Source organism: Collinsella aerofaciens (genome assembly GCF_015670745.1).
GTDB lineage: Bacteria > Actinomycetota > Coriobacteriia > Coriobacteriales > Coriobacteriaceae > Collinsella > Collinsella aerofaciens_T.
Window position 1 is genome coordinate 1 of sequence record NZ_JADPCH010000011.1, and the last position, 13,690, is coordinate 13,690.

The following is a 13,690-nucleotide window of genomic DNA, read 5'->3' on the forward strand; positions in this document are numbered from 1 at the left end:
GATGTTTTGGTAATGCCAGCGAGCGGGCGCCAGAGCGAACAAATTGGCATGAAAAGAGGACGGCATAGACCTTCTGGTCATGCCGTCCTCTTTGAATGACAAGTTGTCGCTCTGGCGCCCGCGCAGCGTCGACTGGTCCGCCGTTCGTTAGAACGGCGGAACTGAGGGCAGCGTCGAGCTGTTACGCGGTTTGGTAAAACCGCGTAACGACCCAACTACATCAAGTTGCAAACAGCCGCCGCGAAGGCAACGGGATCCTCGGGGAGAATGCCCTCGACCAGCAAAGCCTGGTCATAGAGCAGACCGGAGTACTGCTTGATCTTGTCGGCGTCGCCTGCCTTCTGGGCAGCGACAAGCTTGTCAAAGACCGGGTGCTTGGCGTTGAGCTCGAGCACGCGTTGGCTCTTGGGCATGCCGTCGGGCGCGCCCTCGGGTCCCTTCTGGAGCACCTTCTCCATCTCGAGCGAAAGCGGGCCCTCGGTGGTGATGCAAGCGGGGGCATCGGTCAGGCGCGCGGAGACGGCAACCTTCTCGACCTTGTCGCCGAGTGCCTCCTTCATGGCGTTAAAGAGGTCCTCGTTCTCCTTGGTGGCGTCCTCGGCCTCCTTTTTCTCGTCCTCGGTCGCCAGGTCAAGATCACCGGTTGCGACGTTCTTGAGCTCCAGGTGACGATCCTCAACCTCGGGCTCGGCACCATCGGCCACGGCCTTCTCGGCAGCCTCGCGGGCGGCATCGTCCTCGTAGATCTTGGGCATATCGGCGGCAACGTACTCACGCATAGCCTGGAAGGTGAACTCATCCACGTCCTGCGTCAGCAGCAGCACGTCATAGCCGCGGTCGAGCACGCCCTTTACCACGGGCATCTTGGCCAAGCGCTCACGCGAGTCGCCGGCGGCGTAGTAGATGGCCTTCTGATCCTCGGGCATGCCCTTGGCATACTCGGCCAGGGTAATCATCTTCTGTTCCTTGGCAGACCAGAACAGCAACAGATCGGCGAGCTCATCGGCCTTCATGCCATAGCTCGAGTAGATGCCGTACTTAAGACCGCGGCCAAAGTTCTCAAAGAACTTCTCGTAGGCCTCGCGGTCGTTGTCACGCATATCCTCAAGGTCGGCGGTGATCTTCTTTTCCACACGCTTGGCGATGGCCTTGAGCTGACGGTTCTGCTGCAGCGTCTCACGCGAGATGTTGAGCGACACATCGGCGGAATCCACGACGCCGCGGACAAAGTTGTAGTAGTCGGGCAGCAGGTCGTCGCACTTCTCCATGATCAGGACGTTGGAGCTGTAGAGTGCCAGACCCTTCTCGTAATCCTTGCTGTACAGATCGAACGGCGCGCGGCCCGGCACAAACAGCAGGGCATCGTACTCGAGCGTGCCCTCGGCATGGAAGCTGATGGTGCGCGCCGGATCGTCAAAGTCGTGGAACGTGGACTTGTAGAACTCGTCGTAGTCCTTCTGCTCGACATCGGAGCTGCGCTTCTTCCAGATCGGTGTCATGGAATTGACGGTCTCGAGCTCCTGGTAGTCCTCGTACTCGGGCTTGTAATCGTCGCCGGCGTCCTCGGGCTTGGGTTTCTGGCGGCTCTTGGACACCATCATCTGAATCGGGTAGCGCACATAGTTGCTGTACTGCTGAATCAGGCTCTTGAGACCCCACTCGGTCAGGAAGCGATCGTAGGTCTCGGCCTCGCCGTCGGCGTCGAGCTTCTCGTTCTCACGCAGCGTCAGAATGACATCGGTACCGTGCTCGGCGCGCTCGCCGTCCTCGATGGTATAGCCCTCAAGACCATCAGACTCCCACACGTGAGCGGTGTCCTCGCCATAGGCGCGGCTGACGACCTTCACATGGCTGGCGACCATAAAAGCCGAGTAGAAGCCCACGCCAAACTGGCCGATAATATCGACATCGGAGCCCTGCCGCTCGGCGTTCTCGGTCTTAAACTCCTCGGAGCCGGAATGCGCGATGGTACCCAGATTGCGCTCGAGCTCCTCGGCGGTCATACCGATGCCGTTATCCGAAATAGTGATCGTGCGGGCATCCTTATCAAAGGAGACACGAATGGCCAGGTCGCTCTGGTCGAGCTTGACGCTCGAATCCTGCAGGCTCTTAAAGTTGAGCTTGTCGACGGCATCGCTCGCGTTGGAGATAAGCTCGCGCAGGAAGATTTCCTTATTGGTGTAGATGGAGTTGATCATGAGGTCGAGCAGTTTTTTGCTCTCGGTCTTAAATTGACGCATGTGCAGTCCTTTCGCGCTACCCCTGTCCGCAAAAACGGCCCGGTTGCCCGAGCCGCCTCGCAGACCTGCTATGTTCAGACTTAGATTTTATAACCTATTAGCGCGCATATATACATACGGAATTGAAAAACTGTATGTTGCAATACCCCATGCGCCAATTGTCGAGGAGTGTCCCAAACTGCCGGCAGGAAAGGAACGTCCCTATCTGCCATCTACGCGCTTGGCCATCCAAGCATGGGGCTGGCCCTCGTCTTCGTAGTCCACCGGGGCAATCTGCGTGTAGCCCGCCTTGGCATAGAGCGGCAGCACGTATTCCTGAGCATGCAGCTTAATGAGCTTGGCGCCGGCATCACGCGCGCACGTATCACTGGCCTCGACAATCTTGCTCGCCAAACCGCGACGGCGCATGCTCGGCAGCACGGCCACGCGCCCCATAATGTAGGTCTCCCCCGCCGCGACGCCTTCGTCCAAGTCGCACGCCGGCGACACCGGAGCCTCTGCATCAGCCGCGCGCTCAAGCTCTTCGGGAAACACGCGCGAGCAACCGGCGAGCTCGCCGTCTACATAGAGCGTCACATGAATGCAGTCAGAAGCCTCATCGATCTGGTCGAACTCATTCTCGTAGCCCTGCTCGTCCATAAAAACGACGCGGCGCACCAACGCCGCGTCATCAAAGCATCCCGTCTTAAGTTGAATATCCATGGCTGCCCCTTCATTCAATGCGAACGTTAGGGACAGATTTTAGCGAAAATGAGCTCCGCGCACGCTAAACTTCGCGCGAGCCTTCGCCAGGCAATCGTAATGACCCACGTTATGGGCATCGCTCGCGATGAAGCTGTACAGGTTCTGATCGAACAGGCGCTGTGCCGGCTTTTTCTCGCGACCAAAGCGACCGCCGGCAATAAAGTCCGCCGAAGCCTGCAGCTTGCAGCCCATATCGACCAGGCGCTCCGCCACGCTTACATCCTTTTGAACCGCACGATAGCGCTCAGGATGAGCGATGATCACCTGGTAGCCACGGCACTGCAAATCGTAAATCGTGTTCTCGTACTCTCTAAACGCATACGCATCGGCATGCGTCGAAAGCTCGAGCAGAAACTCGTTGGTTCCATCGAAATGCAAGTGCTCCGCGGCATCGATACCAAGCTCAACGAGCTTTCGATGGTTGACCTCGAAGCCCATCTGGAGCGGAAAACCGTCAGCGTTATCACGCAGCAGCTCAAAGGCATCCCACATCTTGTCGTAATCAAAATAGGGATCACGACAGTGCGGGGTGCAAACGATTCTGGTTACACCGGCCCGCTTGGCAGCCTCGAGCATCGCCAAGCTCTCATCGAGATCGGCGGCGCCGTCGTCTACACCCGGCAAGATATGGCAATGAATGTCACGCATAGGTCAGCCTTAATCAACTAAACGTTTGCTCGGTTGGTGAAGATGCCCTTTTTGGAAGTCCCCTGATCGTCGGAGCCCTTCTTCACCTTCTTACCGTCCTTGGTGTAGTAGGAGTAGTAGTACTCGCTGGTCTCGGTCTCGCAGTAGTTCATAACGGTACCGATGAGCTTGACCTTCTCGGACTTCTTAAGCTGACCGATGGCGTTGAGCGCCTCCTCGCGCTTGGTGAAGTCCTCGCGCACCACGAACAGCGTGCCGTCGGTCAGGCTGGCAATCTCGGCAGCATCGATGAAGGTGCCGACCGGGGGAGCATCAAAGATGACGTACTGGAACTTGGCGGACAGTGCCTTTACCAGCTTGGCAAAGCGGTGAGAGACGATGATGTCGGCAGGATTGGGAATATGCGGCTCAGCATCGAGGAAGTAGAAGTTCTTCTGACCCGTCTCGACAATTGCCTGGTCAATGGAGATCTGCTCGGAAAGGACCGCATAGAGTCCGCCGCGCGAACGAACGCCGAGCATATCGGAAAGGGACCTGCGGCGCATATCGGCCTCGACCAGGAGCACGGACTTGCCGCTCGTGGCGATTGCCTGAGCAAGGTTGATGGAAACCGTAGACTTGCCCTCGTTGGGAATCGAGGAGGTAACGGTGATGGTGCGAATGGGGTCGTCCACGCTCGCAAAGCGGATGTTGGCCAGAAGGGTCTTGGCGGCATTCTGTACAACGAGCTTATCGGTGTTCTTTGCCTTAGCCATGCCTATTTACCACCTTTCATAGCCGGAATTCGGCCAACAACGGGAATGCCCAGGAGCTCTTCTGCCTCTTCGGCACCGCGAATGCGGGTGTTGAGCATGTCTGCCAAAACGACATAGGCAACTGCGATAAAGATGCCCGCGAGGAACGCGACAGCAACGTACAGCATACGCTTGGGACCGCTGGGGGCTTCGGGGGTCTTAGCCTCGTCGATAACGTTGATGCTCTGGGCAGCGCCGACGTTCTGAGCGACCGTACTCACTGAGCTAGCTATGGCCTTTGCGACCTCAGCCGTCTCCTTGGCATCGGTGCCGGTAACCGAAAGCGTAATGACACGCGTGGTGGTCTCGGAGGAAACAGACACCTTGTAGTCATCCAGATCGGTGAGGCCCAGTTCCTTGGCGGCGCCGCTCTTAACGCTATCGCTATCCAACAGCGTGGCAATATCGTTGGAAAGCATCTGGCTCGCCGAGAGATCGTTGTAGCTCATCTGACCGCTATCGTCGGTCTTGGCGAGAATGTACATGCTCGTCGTCGCGGTATAGGTGTTGTCCATCGCAACGAAGGACACGATGCCCATGGCGATCGCGCAGACCACCGGAAGGGTGATGACCAGCTGAAGGTGCTTCTTCAGCAGCTGGAACAGTTCGAGAAGGGTCATGCAGCTTGCCTTTCATTTCCCCAGTTCGGATTGACAAAACTGTCCGTATGTTATCGCATCTTTTTACCGAGACCAAACTCTATACATAAGAAACAGGCTCTCCTGTAAAAATGTCGGAAGCAATCGTAAAATTGCACAACAACGCCGCACCCGAAAGTCAAATGCGGCGTCTGCATCAATATCTATGTTGTATCGCTATGCGAATGGCTCGTCCTGCCGTATGGGAAACGTCACCGTAATGGTGGTTCCCACGCCCAACTCGCTCGACAGATCGAGCGTGGCGTGATGATACAGGGCCGCATGCTTGACAATGGCAAGCCCCAGACCGGTTCCGCCGCGCGCCTTGGACCTACTCTTGTCCACGCGATAGAACCGCTCAAATACCTTGCCCTGTTCTTCAGGCGCGATACCGATTCCCGTGTCGGCGACCGCAAGGAACGGATGGCCTTCGTCGTTGGTGCCGCACTGCAGCGTAACCGCACCGCCGGGTCGATTGTAGCGGATGGCGTTGCTCGCCAGATTATAGATGAGCTCGTCAATCAAGCGCGACACGCCTTCGATGACCACAGGCTTGGTCTCATGACTTATCGTCACATTCGCCTGACGGGCGACCTGTTCAAGACGCTGCTCAACCGCGTAGATGGCACGCGAGAGCTCAATAGGCTCCGTGGAACCAATGGGCACCGCCTCGCCCTCAGTTGCACGCTCGGCCTCGTCCAAGTTAGACAGCGTAAGGATATCGTTGACAAGCGCTGCCAAGCGGCCCGCCTCACGATAGATGCGACCGCCAAAGTTGCGCAGGTCGCCCTCGCCCTCGACCATGCCGTTTGCGATGAGCTCGGCATAGCCCGAAATCGCCGTAAGCGGCGTCTTGAGCTCATGGGTGATATTCGCCGTGAACTCGCGGCGCATACGGTCGTTGTCCGCTAGCACCGCCATTTGGCGCTTGAGTTCCTGGCGCTGCGACTCGATACGCTCAAGCATGGGGACCATCTCGGCATAGGCGTGCTCATAGCTACGGCGTGGGTGGTCCAAATCCACCTCTTGCAACGGCGCGATGATGGCACGGGACTCGCGGCGCGCCATAAAAAACGAGAGTACCGCACCCGCTGCTGCGATAAGCAGCATCGGCGCCACCATCGACAGCAAAATCGCCGTAACGCCAGGCTGGGCCTGCGCCAAGCGGACAACCTGGCCGTTATCAAGGGCGACGGCGCGATACAGCATAATCTCGTCGAGCGTAGAGCTTGCGCGCTCCGCGGAACCCAAACCACTCTCAAAGGCCTCGATGACCTCGGGGCGATCGCCATGGTTGGGCAGTGCGGAAGGCGACGCCTCGTTGTCGTAGGCAACCGATCCATCCTTGTTAATCAGCGTGATTCGCAAGTCCTCGCGATCAAGGCTACGCAAGAACGGGATGGGCTCCTGCTGTTCGTCGAGAGCGGCAGCAATGAGCTCGGTTTCCTGCGCCAGATTGGTACTCGTGGCATCCGCCAAGGTGTTTTGCACAAAGAACGCACCCAGCACCGTAAACGCCACGATAACCGCCATGGCGCAGACAAAGATCGTCACAAAAACGCGGTGCGACAGCGTATGTTTTCCCTGGGGGGCGAAGACCACGGGTTACTCCTCCGATGCGGTGGCCGCGGTGTCGTCACCTTCGGCACCATCACCGGCAGAAGGCTCGGCCAAGCGGTAGCCCACGCCGCGCACGGTCTCGATGGCGCTGGCATGCTCGCCCAGTTTTTGGCGAAGCGTCTGCACGTGCACGTCAACGGTGCGCGAACCGCCGTCGAAGTCCCAGCCCCACACGCTCTGCAGCAACGACTCGCGGGTAAAGACCACGCCGGGCTTGCGCATGAGGTACTCGAGCAGGTCGAACTCGCGCAGGGTGAGCTTAAGCGACTCGCCGGCAACAGTCACCTCACGATGGCTGGGCGAGAGCACAATGTCGCCCACGCTGAGCACATCGCTTGCCTGTTTGACCATGCCGCCGCGACGCAGCAGTGCGCGGCAGCGGCTGGCGAGCTCCATGAGCGAAAACGGCTTAGTCAGGTAATCGTCGGCACCGCCATCGAGCGCCATCACCTTGTCGAGCTCGGTATCCTTGGCGGTAAGCATCATGATGGGCACCGTCGCCGTCAGGCGATCGGCACGCAGTCGACGCATAATCGCCAAGCCATCGGTATCGGGCAGCATGATGTCGAGCAGGACGGCATCGGGTACCCGTCGCGCCACGGCAGCCTTAAACTCACCGTCGCACGAAAAGCCTTCGGCCTCAATCCCCTGCTTGCGCAGCGCATAGACCGTCAAATCCCTGATGTTGTCATCGTCCTCGACGTAATAGATCATGTTGAACCCCTTTGCGGCCGGCATGACCGCATCTTAACCCTAAAGGTACCTTTACTAGATGGTATCAGCCAAAACGCCCCGTCAAATAATCCGCCGTGCGCGGATCGGTCGGATTCTTGAAGAGTTGCGCGGTGGGCGCGTGCTCCACCAGCTCACCCAGCAAAAAGAATGCGACCGAATCGGAGATACGCGCCGCCTGCTGCATATTGTGCGTAACGACCACGAGCGTGCAGGTCTCTTTGAGCTCGCAGGCCAGCTGCTCCACCACCAGCGTCGACACAGGGTCGAGTGCCGAGGTCGGCTCGTCCATCAGCAGAATGTCGGGCTGCACGGCAAGTGCGCGGGCGATGCACAGACGCTGCTGCTGGCCGCCCGAAAGACCCAGACCCGACTCTTTGAGCTTGTCCTTGACCTCATCCCATAGCGCAGCGCGACGAAGGGAATCCTCGACCAGCTCGTCGAGCACGACGCGGTCGCGCACTCCCATGCCGCGAGGACCGTAGGCGACGTTGTCGTAGATGCTCATGGGAAACGGGTTGGGGCGCTGGAACACCATGCCCACGCGCTGGCGCAAGCGGCAGATGTCGTAGTCGCCCAGGATATCTTGACCATCGAGCGCAATCTTGCCCTCGATGCGGCAATCCTTGATGCCGTCGTTCATGCGGTTAAAGCAGCGCAGCAACGTGGACTTTCCGCAGCCCGAAGGCCCGATGAACGAGGTGATCTGCTTGTCGCGGATCTTGATATTCACGTCCTTGAGCGCATGATGGTCGCCATAGAACAGGTCGAGGCCCTCGACATCGATGCGCGTCGGCGAGGCGGCAAGATCCTCTGCCGTGGGGCGAGTCGCATCCCCAACCTCGCGCTCGCGCGCGGCCTCGGCCTGCGCTTTCATGAGTTCTTCAAGCTCCGTGGGCTCCACAGCCGCAGCAGCCGTCATACCGCATACCTCCACATCGATATCAATTCAGCAGTATCGATAGTAGGAATCGCGGCTCATATGCACGTGAGCGCATTGTCAAGTGTTTGTAAGGGCACACTGGCTATGCGGCGGGCAGCTCGATGGTGAATATCGTGTGTTCGGGCGTCGATTCACATGCAACGGTACCGCCGTGCGCGCATACGATCTCCTTGGCGATGGCAAGCCCCAGTCCAGCGCCGCCGCGATTGGTCGCACGCGCCGCATCCAGGCGATAGAACTTCTCAAAGATCACCTTGAGCTTTGCCTCAGGGATGGGATCGCCCTGATTGATAAAGCGCACGCGCACGCCACCGCCGTCCCGGCGTCTGGCCTCGATCGTGATGGTCGAGCCCTCATAGCTATAGGCAACGGCGTTTTTCATGATGTTGTTGAACACGCGAGCCATCTTGTCGCCATCCACGAGCACCGTCAGGTCCTCGCGAATATCAACTTGGGCTTCCTTATGCTGCTCGTTGAGGATGGGATAGAACTCGTCAGCCACCTGAGCCAGCAGCAACCCCAGATCAACATAGCCGCGCGTGAGCACGATATCGTGGAAGTCAAAGCGCGTGATATCGAAGAACTCTTCGATGAGCGCATCGAGCCGGTGCGCTTTGTCGAGAGCCACGCCCGTAAAGTGCGCACGTTGCTCAACCGGCAGCTCAGGAGCCTCTTGCAGCAGCGAAAGATAGCCCACCACACTGGCAAGCGGGGTGCGTAGGTCATGTGCCAAGTACGTGACCAGATCGTCCTTGCGATGCGACTCGTCACGCAGAGCTTGCTGCACCTTGCGCTCACGGTCACGCACGCGGTTAAGGGCGCCCTCGACCTCCAAGAAGTCGCCGTCGATGTTATCCCAGGTGTCGGGGTGATCGATCAGGCGATCTTGAATACGAGCGGCCAGCACACAATCGGCATGCTGCTCGCCCTGCTCGTAGCCCTGGTAGTACAGGGCGCGGCCACACAAGAACAGCACGCACGCGGCAAGCGCCAGCACAAAGCCAAGCATGTTGAATACAAAGCCGGCATCGAACAGCACCGGCCCTTCGATGCCGCCGAGCGCCATGGCGCCAATCGCCAACGTCATGGCCCACGCGGCGCCGCCAATCACCACGCAGCGGCACACGATCTCAAATCGATCGATCAGCAAAAAGCCGACAAGCAGCACCGCCAAGATTCCGACGATGTTGTCGATGCCAATCAGCAGCAGGCTCAGCAAAAAGAGCAGCACCGTTGCAAGCGCGCGGTTGTCGACGACCAACCTCACGTATTCAAAGAGCCGATCAGGCACCTCGAACGCTTGCCTATCGTCTTTTGTCATATCAAGATCCTCACAAGCGAAAAGCGTTATTCGATGATGTAGCCGACGCCCCAGACGTTTTTGATAAAGCGTGGCTTTTGTGCGTCGTCGCCGATCTTTTCGCGCAAGTGGCGAATATGCACCATCACCGTATTGTTGGAGCCGGGCATAAAGTCCTCGTTCCACACCGCGCGGAACAGGTCCTCCACGGCCACCACGCTGCCGCGATGCTCGACCAGATACAGCAAGATTGAATACTCGGTGGGCGTGAGGCGAACCGGTGAACCGTCCACTGTCACGGAACGAGCATCGCGGTTGATCTCCAAGCCGTCGAGCTGAATGGTCGGCGACTCAGCCGCCTGTGCACGGCTACCGTAGCTGGTGTAGCGGCGAAGCTGAGCGTGCACGCGCGCGATGAGCTCCAGCGGACGGAACGGCTTAACCACGTAATCGTCCGCGCCAAGCGAAAGGCCCCCGATCTTGTCTTGCTGGGCATCGCGCGCCGTCAGCATGATCACGGGATAGGTATGGCTGGAACGGATCGTACGCAGCAGCTCAAACCCATCGATATCGGGCAGCATGACATCAAGCAGCGCCAGATCGAACTCCTGCTCCAAAATCGCCTTGGCAGCATCGGCCCCGCTATAGGCAATCTGGACATCAAAGCCCTCTTTTGTAAGGTAGATGCCAACCAAGTCGGCGATGGCCTTCTCGTCATCAACTACCAAAATGCGCTCGTTCATGCGTGCTCCTCTCGCGCTCCATTATGCCTGAGGCGACGCACGCCACACACAACAAGCGTGGGTGATTAAGTCGGCCTTAAGCACCCTTGTGCCCGTTCGGGTGCGGATGTGGGCCAAGCGCGCACGCGATGATCGCCGACGCCGGCAAACGATATACTCTAGTTTCAGAAGAGACCATCCCGTCGAAAGCGAAATCTGTGAAGTCCCTCACCTCTTTTGCAAAGCGCTCAGCCCAGCTTGCCGCCGGCTTTGTCTGCGCTATCGCCCTTGCCGCTGGCGCGCCCACCGTCGCCGGCGCCCAAGTGCTCACGACCGACAATGTTTGCGGCAAAACCGCCGATGCGCGCGGCATCACGGCCGAAAACCTGCCCGATATCGATGCGACCAATGCCCTCGTCATGGGCAAAGACGGCACCGTCTACTATGGGCGCGGCGCCGATGAGCAGGTCAAGATTGCCTCGATCACCAAGGTCATGACCGCAATCCTAACCGTCGAGAATTGCAAGATGGACGAGAAGGTCACGGTGAGCAACGCCGCAGCCACCGTGGGCAATTCGACCGCCGGCTTGCTCGAAGGCGACAAGCTTACCGTGGAGCAGGCGCTGCGCGGCCTGATGATTCCCTCGGGCAACGACGCCGCCATCGTGCTCGCCGAATATGTGGGCAAGAAGATCGACCCTAAGACCAAAGACGCCGAGGCCACATTTGTGAAGGCCATGAACGAGCGCGCTAAGAAGCTCGGCTGCACCGGTACGCTTTTTGAAAACCCGCATGGTCTGGACTTTGATGAGTGGGCTGGCGATATGCACTCAACCGCACACGACGTAGCGCTGATGATGCAGGAGGCCATGAAAAACGACACGATCCGCGAGGTCGTAGCGAGCGAGGATTCCTGGATCGAGGTCACGGGCGCCGACGGCACCGACCATTCGCATTCCATGGACACGCATAACTATTTGCTGGGCCAAGATGGCAACATCGGTGGCAAGACTGGCACCACCGACGATGCAGGCTATTGCTTTACGAGCGCCTACAACCGCGACGGCGACGAGATCTACACCGTTATTTTGAACTCCACCACCACCGATCAGCGCTTTACCGATACCGCCACCCTTGCCAACTGGTACTACGACCACAAGGTGACGGTCGCAATCGCCAACACGCAAGAAAAGACCGTCAACGGCAACCCGCTTATGGCGCGCATTAGTCAAACCGACTGGACGGATAAGACAATCGACGCCACGCTCGCCGATCCCACGGCGCAAGCGACCGTGTTTTCTCTTGCCGGCGAGGTGACCGAAAAGGTTAGCTACGACGATCTTTCGGGCACGGTGCATGTGGGCGACAAGGTGGGCAGCGTTACACTCAAGCAGGACGGCACCAAGATTGCCGTCGTGGATTTGGTTGCCGACGAGGAAGGCTCGGGGCCGAATCCCATTGAATGGCTGCTCGTGAAGCTCGATCGCTTGGGCCGCCGCATCGACAACCGCCCACTCACGGCAGAAAGCGAGACCGTAGCCAAGGCGCCCGAGGTGTAGGGCTGGGGGAACATTACATTTGAGATTGGAGAGGCGTCCAACGGGGCGCCTCTTTTTGAATACCTCTTAAACGGGATGCGTCAGAATCACCAAAGCGACATTGCTAGCCGTTTACCTTCGCTGTGTCTTTTCGGACCTTGAAAACGGGTCCACCGGGCATGCTAGTAGATCCTTTCGACCTCCTTGGTCAAGGCCCTGAAAAGATCCCCAGCTGAGGGGTCTGCCCCAGGACACAGCGATTGCCAGGCACCCGTTTCTCCGATGGTGCCCGCACTCGTCATAACAAGATCGTCGCTCCGCCTGCGAATGGAGACACTAACGGAGCGGCCATTATGGAACCCATGGATATCGACTTTATTTATGCGCCCATCAGCTAGATAACTAATCATGACATTGATGCTGTCACCATACTCCGGCAATTCGAAGCCGTGGGAATCCATCAATAGCTTCACGTCCTGATGGTAAATGCGGGCCTCGACGACATTCTTGGGCATTTTCCCCGTCTTTGTTGGAGAGCAAAAGCTGATGCTTGGCTCCTCTTCGCTCACGCCTCGGTCAAACCTAAGCATGCACGGGCATACCGACTCAATGGTTCGCAAGGCGTCCGCCGCGACCTTTTCCTCGGTAAACATCTCCACGTCGATGCCGTTTTCTTCCATATAGGCACGGTTTTTACGTTGAAACTCTAGCCGAACCGCAGCCTCCCCATCTCCACGCTGTTCCCAATTTCCGGAGTCGGCGACATTTCGATCGAATGTAGAATCAACAGAACATGGCGCTTGCTGTTGAGTCGGATCACTGTCGCCGAGACGCCTTAGCTCGGAGCGTCTCATCAGTAGTGTCACAATATCAAACAGCCAACCAAATCCAAAAAGGCCAAAGGTAAAGAGATATAGAAAGAAGCTACCCCACATCCGTGCATACGCCCTATGAGCGCCCGACCACCCAAGAAGGAAGCATAGCAAAAGCGCCTTGTTCGCCCTGTCAACCGACGTAATCTCTCGAGTGAGAGATTTCTGTTCAGGCTTCGTCAAAGGTGTAATTTCATGCGATGAAACAGTAATTGAGGACGTCCTTGACGCCGAGCTCCGAGCGCCTGATTTAGCAACGGCGCGAGCGACATCCCCAACTCCGACGGTCGTTCTGCTGTATACGGCATTGTAAGCAGCCTTCTTCGGATTTTTGATCCACCCCATGCCCTTCTTACCATAGCCGGGGATTATCGCCCGCTTTACCGCGCGCTTCGCTCTGCCGGTCGTTCTTGCCTCGAGTGATGTCTTTAGATTCGGCTTACGCAGCCCGACCTTTACCATATTTCTACTCCATCCCCTAGGAACCCCACACCGGGGTGCACGAGCACGCCTGGGTCTCCCCGTTTTCAAGCGCCCCGTGTTTGCCTAATGTTCACGCCCTTTCGGACTCTAATCCCCAGCCGCCATTCTTGATAATAAAAAAGGGCCCCAAATGGGACCCTTCTTCAAAGTCATACTGGCGGAGAGCTGGGGATTCGAACCCCAGATGCCCTTTTGGGGCATACTCGCTTAGCAGGCGAGCACCTTCGGCCTCTCGGTCAGCTCTCCGTAACAGCCGTTCTATAGTAACCAAACAGCCGAAGTTGGGCAAGGGGAATTTTGAGGCGTTTCCTCTTTTATCTCTCTTTTACCAGTAAACGCCTCAGTCAATCATCTCAATCTGTAACATCTGCAGGCCGTAATCCCCTCCAGATGTTACAGATTGAGACAAAGATACA

12 protein-coding genes and 1 tRNA gene are annotated in these 13,690 nt (G+C 57.9%); 1 reads left to right on the top strand and 12 read right to left on the bottom strand.

The window, feature by feature from the left end:
• Window positions 1-215: 215 nt before the first annotated feature.
• The 10 genes from htpG to I4W07_RS05305 all read right to left on the bottom strand — a co-directional run bounded on the left by htpG (window position 216) and on the right by I4W07_RS05305 (window position 10,402).
• A complete protein-coding gene (gene htpG, locus I4W07_RS05260) occupies window positions 216-2,240 on the bottom strand; it encodes a molecular chaperone HtpG (RefSeq protein ID WP_196025852.1) in 2,025 nt (674 codons plus the stop codon).
• Window positions 2,241-2,441: 201 nt separating this feature from the next.
• Window positions 2,442-2,942 carry a GNAT family N-acetyltransferase gene (locus I4W07_RS05265; protein ID WP_196025853.1) on the bottom strand — a complete coding sequence of 167 codons (501 nt, stop codon included), beginning with the start codon at window positions 2,940-2,942 and terminating at the stop codon, window positions 2,442-2,444.
• A gap of 39 nt (window positions 2,943-2,981) precedes the next feature.
• Entirely contained in the window at window positions 2,982-3,632 is a 651-nt protein-coding gene (locus I4W07_RS05270) for a tyrosine-protein phosphatase (protein WP_022094060.1), read from the bottom strand.
• Between the two features lie 17 nt (window positions 3,633-3,649).
• Window positions 3,650-4,387, bottom strand: coding sequence for a CpsD/CapB family tyrosine-protein kinase (locus I4W07_RS05275; protein WP_055309657.1), 738 nt, complete (start codon window positions 4,385-4,387; stop codon window positions 3,650-3,652).
• 2 nt (window positions 4,388-4,389) lie between these two features.
• Window positions 4,390-5,046 carry a YveK family protein gene (locus tag I4W07_RS05280; RefSeq protein ID WP_196025854.1) on the bottom strand — a complete coding sequence of 219 codons (657 nt, stop codon included), beginning with the start codon at window positions 5,044-5,046 and terminating at the stop codon, window positions 4,390-4,392.
• Window positions 5,047-5,241: 195 nt separating this feature from the next.
• A complete protein-coding gene (locus I4W07_RS05285) occupies window positions 5,242-6,666 on the bottom strand; it encodes a sensor histidine kinase (RefSeq protein WP_271739757.1) in 1,425 nt (474 codons plus the stop codon).
• Between the two features lie 3 nt (window positions 6,667-6,669).
• Window positions 6,670-7,398 carry a response regulator transcription factor gene (locus tag I4W07_RS05290; protein WP_050766101.1) on the bottom strand — a complete coding sequence of 243 codons (729 nt, stop codon included), beginning with the start codon at window positions 7,396-7,398 and terminating at the stop codon, window positions 6,670-6,672.
• Between the two features lie 64 nt (window positions 7,399-7,462).
• A complete protein-coding gene (gene pstB / locus I4W07_RS05295; protein WP_230317495.1) occupies window positions 7,463-8,338 on the bottom strand; it encodes a phosphate ABC transporter ATP-binding protein PstB in 876 nt (291 codons plus the stop codon).
• 103 nt (window positions 8,339-8,441) lie between these two features.
• The gene (locus tag I4W07_RS05300; protein WP_195521676.1) at window positions 8,442-9,680 is read right to left on the bottom strand and encodes a sensor histidine kinase; all 1,239 of its coding nucleotides are present in this window, start codon (window positions 9,678-9,680) and stop codon (window positions 8,442-8,444) included.
• 26 nt (window positions 9,681-9,706) lie between these two features.
• Complete coding sequence (locus I4W07_RS05305; protein WP_006234805.1) at window positions 9,707-10,402, bottom strand: response regulator transcription factor; 696 nt, start codon at window positions 10,400-10,402, stop codon at window positions 9,707-9,709.
• Between the two features lie 197 nt (window positions 10,403-10,599).
• Between I4W07_RS05305 and I4W07_RS05310 the strand changes: the two genes are divergently transcribed.
• On the top strand, window positions 10,600-11,940 hold the full coding sequence (locus I4W07_RS05310) for a D-alanyl-D-alanine carboxypeptidase family protein (protein WP_196025855.1): 1,341 nt from the start codon (window positions 10,600-10,602) through the stop codon (window positions 11,938-11,940).
• Between the two features lie 161 nt (window positions 11,941-12,101).
• On the opposite strand, the gene I4W07_RS05315 is transcribed toward I4W07_RS05310, so the two are convergent.
• Both I4W07_RS05315 and I4W07_RS05320 read right to left on the bottom strand, forming a co-directional pair.
• The gene (locus I4W07_RS05315; RefSeq protein ID WP_196025856.1) at window positions 12,102-13,253 is read right to left on the bottom strand and encodes a TM2 domain-containing protein; all 1,152 of its coding nucleotides are present in this window, start codon (window positions 13,251-13,253) and stop codon (window positions 12,102-12,104) included.
• A gap of 176 nt (window positions 13,254-13,429) precedes the next feature.
• Window positions 13,430-13,520, bottom strand: a tRNA-Ser gene (locus I4W07_RS05320).
• Between the last annotated feature and the right edge of the window lie 170 nt (window positions 13,521-13,690).